At 65.8% G+C, this 16,808-nt stretch carries 13 protein-coding genes and 2 pseudogenes; 8 read left to right on the forward strand and 7 right to left on the reverse strand.

Features of this window, described 5'->3' with window-relative positions; translation table 11 throughout:
- Window positions 1–13 precede the first annotated feature (13 nt).
- From QP164_RS10440 to QP164_RS10455, 4 genes and pseudogenes are all read right to left on the reverse strand, one after another.
- Window positions 14–769: pseudogene (locus QP164_RS10440) on the reverse strand (tetratricopeptide repeat protein); the annotation flags it as partial.
- Window positions 770–795: 26 nt separating this feature from the next.
- Entirely contained in the window at window positions 796–1,497 is a 702-nt protein-coding gene (locus QP164_RS10445; RefSeq protein ID WP_333924234.1) for an EAL domain-containing protein, read from the reverse strand.
- Complete coding sequence (locus QP164_RS10450) at window positions 1,416–2,156, reverse strand: diguanylate cyclase domain-containing protein (protein WP_333923082.1); 741 nt, start codon at window positions 2,154–2,156, stop codon at window positions 1,416–1,418. Before QP164_RS10450 ends, QP164_RS10445 begins: the two co-directional genes overlap by 82 nt.
- Before the next feature lie 607 nt (window positions 2,157–2,763).
- Window positions 2,764–3,968 (reverse strand): annotated as a pseudogene (locus QP164_RS10455) (acetyl-CoA C-acyltransferase).
- A 76-nt stretch (window positions 3,969–4,044) separates the two neighbouring features.
- Here QP164_RS10455 and QP164_RS10460 point away from each other — a divergent pair.
- From QP164_RS10460 to QP164_RS10485, 6 genes are all read left to right on the forward strand, one after another.
- The gene (locus tag QP164_RS10460; protein WP_055879041.1) at window positions 4,045–4,296 is read left to right on the forward strand and encodes a hypothetical protein; all 252 of its coding nucleotides are present in this window, start codon (window positions 4,045–4,047) and stop codon (window positions 4,294–4,296) included.
- Window positions 4,289–5,044 carry a prepilin peptidase gene (locus QP164_RS10465; protein ID WP_333923083.1) on the forward strand — a complete coding sequence of 252 codons (756 nt, stop codon included), beginning with the start codon at window positions 4,289–4,291 and terminating at the stop codon, window positions 5,042–5,044. The genes QP164_RS10460 and QP164_RS10465 overlap by 8 nt, the downstream gene beginning before the upstream one ends.
- On the forward strand, window positions 5,041–5,475 hold the full coding sequence (locus QP164_RS10470; RefSeq protein WP_132895278.1) for a hypothetical protein: 435 nt from the start codon (window positions 5,041–5,043) through the stop codon (window positions 5,473–5,475). The genes QP164_RS10465 and QP164_RS10470 overlap by 4 nt, the downstream gene beginning before the upstream one ends.
- Before the next feature lie 94 nt (window positions 5,476–5,569).
- Complete coding sequence (locus QP164_RS10475; protein ID WP_333923084.1) at window positions 5,570–7,780, forward strand: autotransporter assembly complex protein TamA; 2,211 nt, start codon at window positions 5,570–5,572, stop codon at window positions 7,778–7,780.
- A complete protein-coding gene (locus QP164_RS10480) occupies window positions 7,780–12,021 on the forward strand; it encodes a translocation/assembly module TamB domain-containing protein (RefSeq protein ID WP_333923085.1) in 4,242 nt (1,413 codons plus the stop codon). Before QP164_RS10475 ends, QP164_RS10480 begins: the two co-directional genes overlap by 1 nt.
- A 70-nt stretch (window positions 12,022–12,091) precedes the next feature.
- Window positions 12,092–13,564: a flavin-containing monooxygenase gene (locus QP164_RS10485; protein WP_333923086.1), complete on the forward strand. Its 1,473-nt coding sequence runs from the start codon at window positions 12,092–12,094 to the stop codon at window positions 13,562–13,564.
- Between the two features lie 4 nt (window positions 13,565–13,568).
- On the opposite strand, the gene QP164_RS10490 is transcribed toward QP164_RS10485, so the two are convergent.
- Window positions 13,569–14,060, reverse strand: a complete 492-nt coding sequence (locus QP164_RS10490; protein ID WP_333923087.1) for an SH3 domain-containing protein — start codon at window positions 14,058–14,060, stop codon at window positions 13,569–13,571.
- A 131-nt stretch (window positions 14,061–14,191) separates the two neighbouring features.
- Between QP164_RS10490 and QP164_RS10495 the strand changes: the two genes are divergently transcribed.
- On the forward strand, window positions 14,192–15,190 hold the full coding sequence (locus QP164_RS10495) for a 2-hydroxyacid dehydrogenase (RefSeq protein WP_333923088.1): 999 nt from the start codon (window positions 14,192–14,194) through the stop codon (window positions 15,188–15,190).
- 87 nt (window positions 15,191–15,277) lie between these two features.
- Complete coding sequence (locus QP164_RS10500; RefSeq protein WP_332754574.1) at window positions 15,278–15,469, forward strand: hypothetical protein; 192 nt, start codon at window positions 15,278–15,280, stop codon at window positions 15,467–15,469.
- A gap of 157 nt (window positions 15,470–15,626) precedes the next feature.
- On the opposite strand, the gene QP164_RS10505 is transcribed toward QP164_RS10500, so the two are convergent.
- Window positions 15,627–15,920: a hypothetical protein gene (locus tag QP164_RS10505; protein WP_132895284.1), complete on the reverse strand. Its 294-nt coding sequence runs from the start codon at window positions 15,918–15,920 to the stop codon at window positions 15,627–15,629.
- Window positions 15,921–16,049: 129 nt separating this feature from the next.
- Window positions 16,050–16,676 (reverse strand): LysE family translocator, encoded by a 627-nt coding sequence (locus QP164_RS10510; RefSeq protein ID WP_333923089.1) that lies wholly within the window; start codon window positions 16,674–16,676, stop codon window positions 16,050–16,052.
- Window positions 16,677–16,808: the final 132 nt, after the last annotated feature.

Genomic DNA, 16,808 nt, shown 5'->3' on the forward strand with positions numbered 1-16,808 from the left:
CTTCCCGAATTGCCTGTTCCGCGCCAGTCAGATTTCCCGACGACAATTGAAGCAGGGCAAGGTTCGCATATATCTGAGCGACCAAAGGAGCACTTTTCAACTCCTTTGCCAGTGATAATGCTATTTTGAATTCTACTAGAGCCTGCTTGTATTGTTTTAACTCACCAAACGCCGTCGCCCGATTATTATAGACGGATACTGACAGACTTGGATCGGTCTTATATATTTCGATGGCCTGCTGGTAATATTTGAGCGCGGTATTTTGATCCATCGCCTCGGTGTACAACCACGCGATAAAAATCAGCGCCATTGCCTGTCCGCGATTATCACCCATTTTCCGGTAGCGAGAAAACGCCGTCTGATAATCGGTCAACGCCGCTCCAGCGCGTCCTTGGCTACTTTCGGCGCCGCCACGCGATAGCAATATGTCTGCATACAGCTTGGATTGCGGGGCACTCGCAGCCGCCTTCGCCAACGCGCCGCCGATCAATATTCGCGCTTTTTCCGGATTTCCGGTTCGGAGATACGCTTCGCCTTGCAACCACTGGGCCGTGGCGATCGAAATCTCGCGAGTTCCGGGATTGCGGATCGATGCGGCGATAGTCTCTGCGGCAGCGGCCTTTGATCGGGCTGCCTCCGAATCAATCAACATCGCGCCTTTGGCGTCGGCTATCGTCTGATCGAACCGAGCCTCAGCCGACACTTTCGCGGTCTGTGCTTCACAGGGCTGGCCAACTCCAAGGCCGAACAGCAGGACATTGGCGGCCATTCCGATCCATAAGGCCGCACGCCTGCTCAACCGCGCTTCCACACGGTTGCAAGACGGTTGAACGGCGCACGCACGTCCGCCGCAATGGCAAGGTGCTTTTCGTCTGCCAGGAAGTGGATCAGCGCGTCGAGATTGATCGGGCGGCTGATCAGGAAACCCTGGATCATGTCGCACCCCATGACGGACAACAGCGCCATCGCCGCCTGCGTCTCGACGCCTTCGGCAACCACTTCCATCTCGAGTGCATGCGCTAGATCGATCGTCGACCGGACGATCAGCGGGTCGCGGTTCGAACTCGTGAGTTGCGTAACGAACAGCTTGTCGATCTTCAGTTCGCGCGCCGGCAACTGCTTCAGATAGGCCAGCGACGACAGGCCGGCGCCATAATCGTCGATCGCGATAACGATCCCGATGTCGGCAAAGATCTTGAGGTTTGCGATCGCGCTTTCGGGATCGCGAATGACCGACGTCTCGGTGATCTCGAAGCCAAGTCTCGCGCCGCTGGCCTCGACCAGCGCGCAAACGGTTCGGACGAACCGCGCGTCGGCCAGCAGGACACCCGCGATATTGATGAATATCCGCAGGTCATGACCATGTGCGACCAGCGTCTTCTGGTCGCGAATGGAACGGCGGATGGTCCACAAGGTCAGCGCGATGATGTCCCGCGATTCCTCCGCGATCGGGATGAAATCGCCCGGCAGGACCAGCCCCTGGTCGCATGCTTCCAGCGAACCAGCGCCTCGACGCTGGTGATCTCCTGCCGCCTGAGATGAACCTTAGGCTGATACTGGAGAAACAGTTCTTCGGTATCGATCGCGATCGTCAGGTCGCTTGCCAGTTGCGCCCGGTCGATCGACGCCGCGCCGGCGTTCACGTCGCGTGCGACCGCCACCCGCTCGCTGCGCGCATCGGCCAAGGCGCGCTCGGCTTCCTCGATCAGGTGAACCTCGTCGCGATCGCCGATCGTCGCCCCGGCCGCCGCCCCGAACTGGACGTGGATCCTGTGCGACTCGCCATCGATATCGAAGGGCTGATCCAGCGCCGCTTCGAGAGCGGCAATCGCCACGTCGAGCGCTAGACGCGCCTCACTCTCGAAAGCGATCTCAATCATGTCGCGACCGGCGATGACGATCCGTGCATCCGACAGAACCGTACCGATCCGTGCCGCGACATCGACGATCATCGTATCGGCACGGGGTCGCCCAAGATGTCGACGCAGAACGCCGAAATTCTCGATCTCCGCCAAAATCAGGAACTGCCAGGCGACGGGGCGCGGCAGAATCGTCGAGACGCCGCCCACCCCCGTCATCGTCACCGACCCGGACAAGGCGGCCGATTCGCTCTGCGATGCGCCGTTTACGAAGTGCGACTGCGGAAACTGCCTCATGCCTAACGGATATCCGACACGCATAAACATAGTCTTAAGTAGAACGCCGCCCACTCACGGCAAATCATGGTTAACAATTTACAAAAATGATTGTTTAACGTTTTGTTATCCATTATGCAGAAATTGCACCCGGTTGGGTGTCAATAAGGGAGCATAAAACATGCTGAATCTCATCATCTCGCTGATCTACAGCGGCATTCGCCCCTGGTGAATGCCGACGTCGGCTCGACCAACGCTGTCCGCCCATATGCGGCGAGCACGTTGATCGGGCCGACACTTCACGGGTGACGACTAGTGCAGAGCGTGGAATGACACGTTGCTTGCAGAGGGCATGCGGGATGCTGATCCGGCAGTAACACTGCTGTAACAATGGCATGGCGCCTCGACCGCGGGGCGCGCCGCTCAGGTCTAGCGCTCGACCAAGATCGACGGAGTCGATCCGGCCTGCATAAGACGGACGGAGTGCCTGCTAGAGGCAAAGCGCCGTCGCTAATCGGTCATAGAAAAATGAAACGCGGGCATGATCCGCGCAGATGCGACGGAAATTACGCCGGCCCCTCGCCACGGCGGAGAAGAGCGCCCGGACGGACGCCCTCCCCTTCGCGACTTAGCGCATCAACTCCACCGCCATCGCAGTCGCTTCGCCGCCGCCGATGCAGAGCGACGCCAGCCCGCGCTTCTGACCCGTGGTCTCAAGCGCCGACAGCAACGTCGCGAGGATCCGCGCACCGCTCGCGCCGATCGGGTGGCCGAGCGCGCAGGCGCCGCCGTGGATGTTCACCTTGTCATGCGGCAGCCCGAGGTCGCGCATCGCGATCATCGCGACGACGGCAAACGCCTCGTTCACCTCGAACAGGTCGATGTCCGACGCAGACCAGCCAGCCTTCTCCATCGCTTTCCGCATCGCGAACACCGGCGCGGTCGTGAACAACGCCGGTGCGTGGGCATGCGCGGCATGCGCCACGACGCGCGCGATCGGCGTGATGCCGAGCCGTTCCGCGACGCTCGCCCGCGTCATCACCAGCGCGGCGGCACCGTCGGAGATCGACGAGGCATTGGCGGCGGTGATCGTGCCCTCCTTCGAGAAGGCGGGCTTCAGCGTCGGGATCTTGGCGACGTCGCCCTTGGCCGGCTGCTCGTCGAGTGAGACCGTGGTCGTGCCCTTGCGCCCGGCGATATCGACGGAGACGATCTCGCGGTCGAACGCGCCGGACTTCTGCGCGGCCTGCGCGCGGTGGAGCGACTCGATCGCGTAGTCGTCCATCTGCTTGCGCGTGAACTGATATTCGTGCGCGGTGTCCTCGGCGAAATTGCCCATCAGCTTGCCGGGTTCGTACGCATCCTCGAGCCCGTCGAGATACATGTGATCGTACATCCGGTCATGGCCGATCCGCGCGCCGCCGCGGTGGCTTTCGAGAGGTACGGCGCGTTGGTCATGCTCTCCATGCCGCCCGCGACGAGCAGGTCGACCGACCCGGCCGCCAGCGCATCCGCCGCCAGGATCGCCGCCTGCATCCCCGATCCACACATCTTGTTGACGGTCGTCGCCTCGACATGATCGCCCAGCCCGGCATTGATCGCCGCCTGCCGCGCTGGCGCCTGGCCGAGCCCGGCGGGAAGCACGCAGCCCATGTAGATCCGCTCGATCTCGGCCGCCGAAACGCCCGACCGCTCGACCGCCCCGCGCACGGCGTCGGCGCCAAGCTGAGTAGCTGTCGCACCGGCAAGCGCGCCCTGGAACGATCCCATCGGCGTGCGCGCGTAGGACAGGATGACGATGGGATCTCGATCGGCGGCCACTTCACTCTCCATGTATTCTTCTGCCCCCGTATCTGGGGTTGATGTGCGGCAATACAAAGCACCGCGGGATGCGCCTAGACCTCCCGTCATGGAAACACTCATCACGACGCTCAAATGGTGTGCCGCCGCGTCGGGGGTGATCGCCGCATTTATGGTTTCGCTGGATTTCGGGCGGCGCGTGACGGGATGGGGGTTCGTGCTGTTCGTCGGCTCGTCGATCGCCTGGCTGAGCGGTGCGGCCTTGACCGGGGACTGGGCGCTGGGCACGCAGAACATCGTGTTGTTCGGGATCAACCTCCTCGGCGTGTATCGCTACCTGGTGCGAAAAACGGGTGTCTGAGGCCGCGTTCTGGGCGGTGTTGCTGGGGGTGCTCGGGGCGATCATCGGCAGTTTCGTCGCGGCGCTGGTGACGCGCTGGCCCGATGGGCGTTCGGTGATGCAGGGCCGTTCGGCGTGCGATGCGTGCGGGAGAACGTTACGCGCGATCGACCTCATGCCGCTGCTCAGTGCGCTCGTCCTGCGAGGACGCTGTCGTTCGTGCCGCACACCGATCAGCCCCGTCCACTGGCGGATCGAGCTGGCTGGCCTCGCGATCGGTGTCGCGGCGGGGCTCGTCGTACCCGGACCAGTCGGGCTTGCGGGCGCGACCTTCGGCTGGCTGCTACTCGCGCTCGCCAGCCTCGATCTCGTCGCCTTTTGGCTACCCGATCGACTGACCCTGCTGCTTGCCACCACCGGATTGGTGAGCGCGGCGCTCGGCATTGATCCGCCACTTTCGGAGCGCCTGATCGGCGGACTAGCCGGGTTCGCCACGCTGTGGCTGGTCGCGTTCGGCTATCGACGCATCCGCGGCCGCGACGGCATGGGCGGCGGCGATCCCAAGCTCTTCGGCGCGATCGGACTGTGGCTCGGGTGGCAGATGTTGCCCGCCGTCCTGCTGATCGCCAGCATGATCGGCCTCGGCGTCGTCCTCGCCGCGCATCTCAAGGGACGCACCATGGCGGCGGACACCGCGCTTCCATTCGGCGCGTTGCTGGCGATCGCGGGTTATCCCGCCTGGCTGTTCATGATAGGCCTGACGCCATGATATCGCTCGCTCTTATGCTCGCGCTGCAAGCCGCGGCCCCGTCAGTAGCGGCAAATCCCGGTCCGGGACCGCTCGGCGCGATCGGCAAGCAGAAGCTCCCCGCCAAAGGATGCGCCGCGTATCTGTGGAGCATGGACGCCGCCCGGCAGCTCGTCGCGATGGCGACCGCCGATCCCGCGCAGATCCGGCTGACGATCGACGGCAAGACGACAGATTACGCGATGGCGACCCAGTCGCCCGCGATCGGCTTCGGCTTCGGCGGCGTGACCCAGTATCGCGGCGGTGACGTGACCGCGACGCTCGACATGGCGGTCGCGGTCCGCGCCGACATCTCGGCGGGCGCGACCGTGACCTCCGCGACGCTACGGATCGACCGCCCCGGCCGCGATACCGTCGTCATGCCGGTCGGTGGCCTTATCGGCTGTGTCTGATCTGAATTCTGGTGAAACCAAGCCGTCCTCCGTGCGTTACGTGGACGAAGATGGGGGTGAATCGTACACGATTGCCGTCCGTAAAGGGGATCGTGTGACAGCTTCGAACAGCCGGCATCATTGGCTCGCTCTCGCGTTGGTAGCGTCGACAACGGGGTTTGCGGGCATCGGTTCCGCGCAATTGGTGAAGCCGGGCACCGCCCCCGCCAAGGGTCCCGATGCGCCCAAGCCTAGCGACCAGCCGCAGTCGAACGATCCGCGTTCGGACGCGCCGATCGTTCCCGATGCCGAGTTCGACAGCGCGCTGCCGCCGTTGAGCGGCGACCTGAACGCGCCATTGGAAGCGATGACGCCGCTGCCTGCTCCGTCGACGCAAGCACCCACCCAGGCACAGGCGACACCCGCTACCGCAACGACCTCCGCGACCACGCTGGCGGGCGACGTCCTGCCGCCGACCGGCCCGAGCGATCCACAACTCGCGCAGCCGCTGACCCCGCTGTCGAGCTTCGACACGACCCCGCTCCAGACAGCCGCGGATATCAAGGACAAGGACGCCCCGGACATTCGGTACGAGACCGCGACCAAGGGTCTCGACAAGGCGGGCGACGGGCTCGAAGGCGAATACAAGGCCCTGTCCGCACTAGCAGAGGGCAAGGGCAAGGCGGCGAACGCCACGCAGGTCGCGGCGCGCGCGCGTGAGGACGAAGCGCTGGCGGTGCGGCTGCTGAAGTCGCTCGGCTATTACGACGCGACCGCGATCTCGACGATCGAGACGATCCCCGACGCCGACACGACCAAGCCCGCGCGGCTGAAGGCGACCGTCAGCGCGCAACCCGGCCGGCTCTATTCGCTGTCGTCGATCACCGTGAAGGCGGACGCGACGACCCCGCCCGATCTCGTACGTACGCAGTTGCCGCTGAAGGTCGGCGATCCGATCGAAGCCGCACGGATCCAGGGCGCTGAGGCAAATGTCAGCCTGACGCTGCCGCAGCAGGGCTATCCGTTCGTCAAGGTCGGCGAGCGCGACATCCTGCTCGACGACCAGACCCCGACCGGCGCGTACACGCTGCCCGTCGATACCGGCCCGCGCTCGTCGTTCGGGCAGCTTCGCACCGAGGGCGATCCGGTCTTCAACCTCGAGCATCTGAACCTGTTCCCGCGGTTCAAGGCGGGCGAACTCTACGACAACCGGATGACCGACGATCTGCGCGATGCGCTGGTCGCGACGTCGCTGTTCGCGACGGTGTCGGTCGAGCCGGTCCGCACCGGCACGATCAATCCCGACGGTACCGAGCAGGTCGACCTGCTGGTGCGGCAGAGCGAAGGCAAGCCGCGCTCACTCGGCGGCAATGTCGGCTATTCGACCGGGCAGGGCTTCCGCGCGGAGGGCACGTGGCAGCACCGCAACCTGTTCCCGTATGAGGGCGCGCTGATCGCCTCGGTGATCGCAGGGACGCAAGAGCAGGGCGTGTCCGGCACGTTCCGCCGCGCCAACGCGGGCAAGCGCGACAAGACGTTCAGCCTGACCGCGGGCGCGAACCATTCGAATTACGACGCCTATGACGCGTTCACGACCAGCGTCGGCGTTCGCTGGAGCTACGATTCCACGCCGATCTGGCAAAAGCCGCTGACCTATTACTATGGCGGCGAACTCGTCGGTACGAACGAAAGCGTCTACGACTTCACGCAAGGCAAGGACGTCCGACGCACCTACGGCATCGTCGCGCTGCCGGGGCAGGTGAAGTTCGATCGCTCGGACAGTCTGCTCAACCCGACCAAGGGCTATCGCCTGACGCTCAACCTCAGCCCCGAAACGTCGGTGCAGGGTTCCGTCAAGCCGTACATCCGCACGATGATCGAGGGGACGTTCTACTATCCCGTCTCCAGCAGCATCGTCATCGCGGGCCGCGCCAAGGCCGGCTCGATCCAGGGCGTCGACCGCGACGATCTCGCCCCGTCACGACGCTATTACGGCGGCGGCGGCGGTTCGGTGCGCGGTTATGGCTATCAGCGGCTCGGGCCGTTCGATCCTAACGGCAACCCGGTCGGCGGCCGCTCGCTCAACGAATTTGCACTCGAAGCGCGTTACCGGTTCGGTGATTACGGCATCGTGCCGTTCATCGACGCGGGCAACAGCTATGAAAGCAGCACGCCGAACCTGTCGTCCCTGCGCTACGGCGCGGGCATCGGCGGGCGCTTCTACACCAGCTTCGGCCCGATGCGGTTCGACGTCGCGACTCCGCTGAACCCCCGCAAGGGCGACGGTAAGGTCGCCCTCTACATCTCGATCGGGCAGGCATTCTGATGGCCGAAAACGGCACTCCGCACGTCGAGACGACGCACGAAACGATCATCGTCGAACGTCGCCCCTTGTGGCAGCGCATCCTGAAATGGCTGGCGATCCTGGTCGTCGGCTTGGTCGCGCTCGTCCTGATCGTGCTGTTCGGGATCAACACCGATCCGGGCCGGCGCCTCGTCGCCGACCAGATCGGCGGCTACACCACCGCGTCGGGGCTGAACATCAAGGTCGGCCGGATCGATGGCTCGATCTACGGCGCGATGACGCTCAGCGACGTGCGCGTGTCCGATCCCAAGGGCGTCTTCCTCACAAGCCCGAAGCTGGCAGTAGACTGGCGCCCGTTCGCGTTCGCCAAGAACCATGTCGATGTACGCTCGCTGACCACGCCGCTGGTCACGCTGCAGCGCCGCCCGATACTCAACGCGACGCCGACGGACCCGAACGCGCCGCTGCTCCCCGATCTCGATATCGACGTGAATCGCCTGGTGATCGATCGCTTCCTGATCGCCAAGCCGGTTACCGGCCAGACGCACATCATCAAGATCGACGGCGCGGTCCACATCGCCGACAAGCGCGCGCAGCTGACCACCAATGCGACCGCGCTGACCGGCCCTGGCATCGCCGGTGGCGACCGCCTCGTGCTCAAGCTCGACGCGGTGCCCGAGCAGAACAAGCTCGACGTCAATTTGAAGCTGACCGCGCCGGTCGGCGGTGTCGTCTCGACGATGGGGGCGTTCAAGGCACCGTTGACCGCGACCGTCGATGGCCGCGGCAGCTGGGCCTCGTGGCAGGGGCGCGCCGTCGCAACGCTCGGCGGCGGGCAACTCGCCAATCTCGGCTTGACCGCGAAGAACGGCCATATCGAAGTCCGCGGCTCGACGCGGCCCGGCCTGTATCTCGAAGGTCCGGTCGAGCGCCTGACGTCGCCACAGCTCGACGTCGCAATCGATACCACGCTCAACGACCGCAAGGCCGACACGCGGATGACGCTGAAGTCGGACGCGCTCGCGGTCGATGCCGGTGGTCTGATCGATCTCGCCAACAGCCGGTTCGGCAATTTCGCGGTCAACGCGAAGCTGCTGACCCCCGGCGCGATTCTGCCGAACCTGCGTGGTCGCGACGTTACCGCGCGCGTCGTGCTCGATGGTGCGTTCGCGACGCCGACGGTCGACTACAAGGTCCGCGCCGCGACGATCGCGTTCGGCGACATGGGCGTCGAGAACCTCTACGCCGAGGGGCTCGCACGCGTGAACTCCGACCGCATCCTGGTGCCGGTCAAGGCGCGCGCACGTCGCGTGACGGGGCTCAATGCCGCGGTCGGCGGGCTCGCCACCAACGTCGCGATCGACGGCGACTTCGCGATCTCGGGCGTCAACGTCCTCTCCGACAACCTCAAGATCCGTTCGGACAAGATCGATGCGACAGCGGTGGTCGTCGCGAACATGGCGACCGGCCGCTACACCGGCGCGCTCAAGGGGCGGGTCAACAATTACCGCGTTGACGGCATCGGCATCGTCAACCTGACGACCGACGCCAAGCTGGTGCCGGGACCCAAGGGCGGATTCGGGATCACCGGCCGCGTTGTCGCGCAGACCTCGCAGATCTTTAACGAAGGCGCGCGCAGCTTCCTCGGCGGCAACGTGATCGTCCGCTCGGACATCGGCTACAGCCCCGAAGGCACCGTCACCTTCCGCAATCTTCGGATGAACGCGCCACAGTTCCGCGTCACGCGCGGCGAAGGCCGGTTCGATCCGGCGACCGGCGCTGTGCTGGTCAATGCAGACGCGTATTCCACCGTCTACGGCCCATTGTCCGCCCGCGTAACGGGTAGCGCGACCGCCCCCGTCGTCGTCCTGCGCGCTCCACGTCCCGGCGTCGGCGTCGGGCTCGTCAACCTCAACGCGCGGATCGTCGGTCGCGGCGGCGCCTATGCCGTTACCGCGAGCGGCGGCACCAATTATGGCCCGTTCACCGCCGACGTGTTGGTGACGCCAGGCACGCAGCTCGCAGTCGATGTGCGCCGCGTGGTGTTCGCCGGGATCACCGGTCGCGGCCGGATCGTGCAGACCGCCCCGGGCCCGTTTGCTGGTGCGCTCCAGTTTGCCGGGCAGGGCCTGACGGGCAATGTCCGCCTCGCAAACCAGGGCGGCTATCAGCGCGCCGACGTCAACGCGCGTGCCAACGGCGCCAAGATTCCTGGCATGGTCGACTTCACCATCGGCCGCGCGATCGTTAGCGCGACCGCAGTCCTGACGCCGACCCCGCAGATCGTCGCCGACGCGCAAATCGCCGACATGCGCTATGGCGCGATCGTCCTCTCGGCGGCGCGCGCGAAGGTGAATTACGTCGGCGGCAACGGCACCGCCCAGGCGTTGCTGACCGGCTCGAACGGCGTTCCCTTCCGTCTCGCCGTCAATGCCAAGCTCAGCCCGAACAACTACCTCGTCGCCGCGCAGGGCCAGGCGAACGGCATCGACTTCCGCACGGTCAACCCGGCGCGTATCCATGCGGTGAAGGGCGAATATCGTCTGTCGCCGACCCGGATCGACTTCGGTGGCGCAGGCGGAGGCTCGGCGCGTTTGGCAGGCAGCTACGGCCGCGGCACGAACGCGCAGGTCCGACTCGATCGCCTCGACCTGTCGACGCTCTCCGCCCTGGTCCCGAACCTCGGCATCGGCGGCAAGGCGACCGGCAGCCTCGACTTCTCGCAGGCGAACGCGGCCGCACTTCCGACCGCCGACGCACGCGTGACCGTCACCAACTTCACCCGATCCGGCCTGGCCGCCGTCTCCGACCCCGTCGACATCGTGTTCGCCGGGACGCTCGGCGGCGACGGCGCGACCGGCCGTGCGCTGGTCCGTCGCGGAACGTCGGTCATCGGCCGCATGGTCGCGAACCTGCGACCGCTTCCGGCTGGCAGTGGCTCGTGGAGCACGCGCCTGATGGCCGCGCCGCTGTCCGGCGGGATCCGCTATAACGGCCCCTCGGCAGTACTGTTCAGCTTCGCCGCGATCCCTAACCAGCAGCTGTCGGGGCCGATCGCGGTCGCCGCCGACTTCTCAGGGCGCCTGTCCGCACCGCAACTCAACGGCGTCGTCCGGGCCGACAACCTCACCTACGACAACGAAACCTATGGCACGCGTCTGTCGCAGATGCGGATCGCCGGGCGGTTCTCGAACACCGATCTGCAACTGACGCAGCTGACCGCGAAGGCCGGCGACGGCACCGTGCAGGCACAGGGCACGATCGGGTTCGCGGCGGACAGCGGTTTCCCGATCGATATCCGCGCGACGCTGAACAATGCGCAGCTCGCCAAGAGCGACGCGATCAGCGCCACGACTACGGGTACGGTTCACCTCACCAACGGACGCGATGGCGGCCTGATCCAGGGCGATCTCCAGATCCCCGAGGCCCGCTACCAGATCATCCGCCAGGGCCAGGCCGAGGTTCCCGAACTGACCGGTGTCCGCCGCAAGAGCGACATCCGGACGCCGGTCTCGACCGATCGTTCGGACGTGCCTGCGATCGGCAAGTTCAAGCTCGACCTCCGCGTCCGCGCGCCGAACCAGCTGTTCGTCTCGGGCATGGGCCTTGAGTCCGAATGGGAGATGGACATGCACATCGGCGGCACGTCCGCCGCGCCGATCGTCACCGGCGGCATGGACGTGGTCCGTGGCACCTACTCGTTCTCGGGCAAGCGGTTCGAAGTGAACAAGGGCCAGATCCGCTTCCGTGGCGGCGCGCTGACCGATCCGGATATCAACATCCAGGCGACCACCACGACCAGCGACATCACCGTCGTCATCAACGTCACCGGGACCGGCCAGAAGCCGCAGATCGCGTTCACGTCGACCCCGGTCCTGCCGCAGGACGAAGTGCTCAGCCGCCTGTTGTTCGGATCGAGCCCGGCCAATCTGTCGGCGACCGAGGCGATCCAGCTGGCGTCCGCACTGAACTCGCTGCGCGGGTCGGGCGGCGGCGGCCTGAATCCGCTCGGCAAGCTGCGCTCGGCGACCGGATTCGACCGGTTGCGCGTGCTCGGCGCCGACGAGGCGACCGGGCGTGGCACCAGCCTCGCGGCGGGCAAGTACATCACGAAGAACATTTATGTTGAGATCGTGACCGACGCGAAGGGCTTCACCTCGACCCAACTCGAGATCGCGCTGACCAAGGCCTTGAGCCTGTTGTCGGCAGCGGGATCAAGCGGCGGGCAGAGCGCGAGCGTCAAATATACAAAGGACTATTGAGTAAACATCACAACAGGATAGGTTCGGTTATGAAACCTACGGCGTAACGCCGGGGGCATGAGGATGCAGCATGACCGAACATGTCGACGTGATCGTGGTGGGCGCCGGCATTTCCGGGATCGGCACCGGCTACCACCTCCAGACGCGCTGCCCCGACCGAAGCTACATGATCCTCGAGGGTCGGCAGTCGATGGGCGGGACGTGGGACCTGTTCCGCTATCCCGGCATCCGCTCCGACTCGGACATGCACACGCTCGGGTTCGTCTTCCACCCGTGGACCGCGGCCAAGTCGATCGCCGACGGCCCCTCGATCCGCGCCTATGTCGAGGAAACGGCGCACGCCTACGGCATCGACCGGAAGATCCGCTACGGTCATCACGTGAAGTCGGCGGCATGGTCGACCGAGGACGCGCGCTGGACGGTCGAGGCTACGGGACCCGACGGGCCGGTCACGCTGACCTGCAACTTCCTCTCGATGTGCGCAGGCTATTACAATTACGCCAAGGCCTATTCGCCCGAGTTCGAGGGCGCGGAGAGCTTTGCAGGGCAGATCGTCCACCCGCAATTCTGGCCCGAGGACCTCGACTATAGCGGCAAGCGAGTCGTCGTGATCGGCAGCGGCGCGACCGCGGTGACGCTCGTCCCGTCGATGGCGAAGACTGCGGCGCACGTGACGATGCTCCAGCGCTCGCCGACCTACATCGTCGCGCGCCCGGGCGAGGACGGCGTGGCGAACTGGCTCCGCGGGAAATTGCCGGCCAAGGCTGCGTACGGCATCACGCGGTGGAAGAACGTGCTGATGGGGATGTTCTTCTACCGGATGGCCCGCAAAAAGCCCGCGGTCGTGAAGGAGCGGATGATCGGCATGGTCCGCGATCAGCTCGGCCCCGACTACGACGTCGCGACGCACTTCACGCCGCGCTACAACCCGTGGGACCAGCGCGTCTGCCTGGTGCCCGACGGCGACCTGTTCACCGCGATCAATGCCGGCACCGCCTCGATCGTCACCGACACGATCGCGCGGATCACGCCCGACGGCATCCACCTCGATTCGGGGAAGGACCTGCCCGCCGACGTGATCGTCACCGCTACCGGCCTCGAGCTGCAATTGATGAGCGGAGTCGCGTTCAGCCTCGACGGCAAGCCGATCGAGCTTGCCGGGCGGCTCCAGTACAAGGGGATGATGTTCGACGGCGTGCCGAACCTGTCCTCGACCTTCGGCTATACCAACGCGTCGTGGACGCTGAAGGCCGACCTGACCGCGGTGTACGTCTGCCGCCTGCTCAACACGATGACCAAGCGCGGCCTGCGCCAAGCGACCCCGCACAACGACGACCCGACGATGAAGAACGAGGCGTTTCTCGACTTCACCTCGGGCTATGTCCAGCGCGCCGCCGCGGCACTGCCGACGCAGGGCGAACGCAAACCGTGGAAGCTCAACCAGAATTACGCGCTGGATCTGATGGCGTTGAAGTTCGGCTCGGTCGACGACGCGATGGTGTTCTCGAACCCGGCCAAGGCGAAGACCCGCGTGCCGGCGTAGCAAATCAGGGCAGCGTTTCGCCCGCCTCGACGCCCCACAGCCCGCCGATCGCGACGAACCCCGCCTGCCCCTTCACGTCGAACCGGCACCAGCCATTGCCGCACTGGCTCAACCGCCCGACCACGCCGGGTGCGGCGCGCCACAGCAATTTGCCGGACGCGGCGGGCTTCTCGCGCAGCTCCACCGGCCCGGCGCCGTGGACGATCGCGGTGCGCGTGCCGCTGAGCAGGTTGGCCTGCATCCAGCCTTCGGTACCGTCGAAATCGGCGACCTTGCGCCATTCCTTGAAGATCGCGACGACCTTGATCGGCAGATCCTGGCGTTGATACAGCCAGCTCGCCGGATACGTCCGCGCAGGCCCGGTCCGCATCCGCGCGCGCGACGCCGATATCGACGCATAATAGGGCACGCTCTTCTTCGCATCGGCGGCGACCGCGGGGTCCGGGATCAGCGCGACGGCAGCGAGAGCGGAGAGCGCGGCGGCGAGAATGCGCATGATCGAGTCCTAAATGGCGAGCCCCGTCCTATCCCGACGCCGCCCGTTCCTCAACCGCATTGACGTGCCCAGCGACGACGGCATGAACGGCGCAAGTTGACGCGCGCGCGCGCCTTCGCCAAGCCGTCGCGATGACCGACACACGCCGCTGTCCGAACCCCAAGGTCGTCGTCACGCGCGAGCTGGCCGATACGCTGATGGACCGGATGGAGGCGCTGTTCGACACGCGCAACAACCGCGCCGACGCCAAGCTCGACCGCGAGCAGCTCGCGGCAGCGATGGCCGACTGCGACGTGCTCGTCCCGACCGTGACCGACGACATCGACGCCGCGCTGATCGCCGGCGCAGGCGACCGCCTGAAGCTGATCGCGAACTACGGCGCGGGCGTGAACCATATCGACCTGAAGGCGGCGCGCGCGCGCGGGATCATCGTCACCAATACGCCGGGCGTGCTCACCGAAGACACCGCGGACATGACGATGGCGCTGATCTTGTCGGTCCCGCGGCGGCTGGCTGAGGGCGAGAAGCTGGTACGTTCGGGCCAGTGGAACGGCTGGAGCCCGGGCGGGATGCTCGGTCACCGGATCGGCGGCAAGGCGCTCGGCATCGTCGGGATGGGGCGGATCGGCCAGGCGGTCGCGCTCCGTGCGCGCGCGTTCGGGCTGACGATCCATTATCACAATCGCACCCGCCTACCCGCGGTCCGCGAGGCGCAACTGGCGGCGACGTTCCATGCCTCGCTCGACGATATGCTCAGCAGCGTCGACATCGTGACGATCCACACCCCGCTCAACCCCGACAGCCGCGACTTGATCGACGCGCGGCGGATCGCGCTGATGCGGCCGCATGTGTATCTGATCAATGCGGCGCGCGGCGGGATCGTCGATGAGGTCGCGCTGGTCGACGCACTCGAAGCGGGGCGGCTGGCGGGCGCGGGGCTCGACGTCTGGGCGCACGAGCCGGCGATGGATCCGCGGCTGCTCGCGCTGCCCAACGTCGTGATGCTGCCGCACATGGGCTCGGCGACGCTCGAAGGCCGGATGGCATCGGGCGAGCGCGTCATCCAAAATATCCGGATGTGGGCCGACGGCCACCGCCCGCCCGACCAAGTACTCGACGGCTGGCTGTAACGCCCAAATACAATCTGGATCAGTTGTTCGGAACTGATCCCGCGGTGCAGCATTTGTTGGATACCCCGGAGAGACAGGAGTATCCTCATGAAGAAGTTCGCCATTTCCGCCCTGCTGATCGCATCCGCCGTGTCGATGAGCGCATGCTCGACACTCAAGGGCGCGGGCATCGGTGCAGCCGGTGGCGCAGGCGTCGCAGCAGCGACCGGTGGTAGCGTCGAGAAGGGTGCGGCCGTTGGCGGCGCTGGTGGCGCAGTGGTCGGCACCGTCGCCGACTGATCTATCGCCGCCTAGACGCTCGATCCTCCCCCGCCAGGGGAGGTGTAGCCGAAGGTGACGGAGGGGAGGACACGAAACCCACGTTTCGCTTTCCTCCCCCTCCGTCTGGCAAGGGCCAGCCACCTCCCCCTGGCGGGGGAGGATTGCAATCTTGATCTCAGACTGCACGCATCCAATGCGTTCGCGCGACCGTCCCGGTCAGCACCTTCGACCCGAACGCCTTGATGATCTTGGCGGCGTCGACACTGTTCATCAGCACTACGCGTGTGCCGCCCGACGGCAGCGTCTCAATCGCGCTGATGATCGCGTCGTGCTTCTTGCACATCGCCAAGACCTGCGGCTGCTCGACGCTGACGTTCACCGCGCGCGAGATCGGCACGACGGTATCCGCACCGGTCGTCATGACCGGATCGCCCATGGTGCGCTGGTAGAAAAGATCGTCATGCGGCATTCCCGGCTCGGAGCGGGAGCGCAAAGCATCTCTCAGTCGCAGCCTGCCCGTACGAAGCGCCGCGATGCGTGCAGTATGTGCGCAATGACGCCAAACGGCAATGGCATCGCCGTCAATGTTACCCCGTTGCTACGTTCGCACCCGCAGCAACGCGAGCCCGAAGCCGACGAAGATCGCACCCGTCACGCGGTCGAACGCGCGCCGCAGCGCAGGCCGAGTCAGCGACCTCGCAAGCGTCCGTCCGCCTGCTGCATACACGCCGTACCAGAAGCTCTCGACCACCGCGAAGGTCACCACCAGGATCGCGAACTGCGGCGCTTGCGGCGACGCGCGGTCGACGAACTGCGGCAAAAACGCCGCCGCGAACAGCAACAGCTTCGGGTTGCTAATCCCGATCGCGAACCCGCCCCGGAACAGGCGCCGCGCCGACCAGCTTTCGGGCAGCGCATCGCCACCGAGATCGATCGGCGACCCCGCCCCGCGCCATGCCTTGATCCCGAGAAAAATCAGATACGCGACACCCGCATAACGCAGTGCATCGAACACCCGCGGCCACGCCGCCAGCAACGCCGATACGCCCGCCGCCGACGCGGCCAGCACGAGCACCAGCGCGGTCAGGCACCCCGCCATCGCCGCGACGCTGCGCCGCGCCCCAAACGCGATGCTGCGGGTCATGACGTGCAGCATGTTCGGCCCCGGCGTCCCGCACAACAGGAACACCGCGACCACGAACAGCCACCAAGCGTGTAGCGTCATTTACGGCTCCTGATGTTTGCGGGGCGGTTCGGGCGATTCCAGCCCTATCCCCCCTACAGCCCCGTCACCCCAGCGAAAGCTGGGGTCTCCCCGTTTGGCGGGCGACTTGAGCCTCAGGACGATACCCCAGCT

The sequence above is a fragment of the Sphingomonas sp. LR59 genome, from assembly GCF_036855945.1.
GTDB lineage: Bacteria > Pseudomonadota > Alphaproteobacteria > Sphingomonadales > Sphingomonadaceae > Sphingomonas.

Excerpts from the sequence above, each read along its gene's own strand:
- QP164_RS10510 (WP_333923089.1), bottom strand. The coding sequence starts at position 16,676 with ATGACGCTACACGCTTGGTGGCTGTTCGTGGTCGCGGTGTTCCTGTTG.
- QP164_RS10460 (WP_055879041.1), top strand. The coding sequence starts at position 4,045 with ATGGAAACACTCATCACGACGCTCAAATGGTGTGCCGCCGCGTCGGGG.
- QP164_RS10450 (WP_333923082.1), bottom strand. The coding sequence starts at position 2,156 with ATGAGGCAGTTTCCGCAGTCGCACTTCGTAAACGGCGCATCGCAGAGC.
- QP164_RS10500 (WP_332754574.1), top strand. The coding sequence starts at position 15,278 with ATGAAGAAGTTCGCCATTTCCGCCCTGCTGATCGCATCCGCCGTGTCG.
- QP164_RS10495 (WP_333923088.1), top strand. The coding sequence starts at position 14,192 with ATGACCGACACACGCCGCTGTCCGAACCCCAAGGTCGTCGTCACGCGC.
- QP164_RS10490 (WP_333923087.1), bottom strand. The coding sequence starts at position 14,060 with ATGCGCATTCTCGCCGCCGCGCTCTCCGCTCTCGCTGCCGTCGCGCTG.
- QP164_RS10480 (WP_333923085.1), top strand. The coding sequence starts at position 7,780 with ATGGCCGAAAACGGCACTCCGCACGTCGAGACGACGCACGAAACGATC.
- QP164_RS10505 (WP_132895284.1), bottom strand. The coding sequence starts at position 15,920 with ATGCCGCATGACGATCTTTTCTACCAGCGCACCATGGGCGATCCGGTC.
- QP164_RS10470 (WP_132895278.1), top strand. The coding sequence starts at position 5,041 with ATGATATCGCTCGCTCTTATGCTCGCGCTGCAAGCCGCGGCCCCGTCA.
- QP164_RS10485 (WP_333923086.1), top strand. The coding sequence starts at position 12,092 with ATGACCGAACATGTCGACGTGATCGTGGTGGGCGCCGGCATTTCCGGG.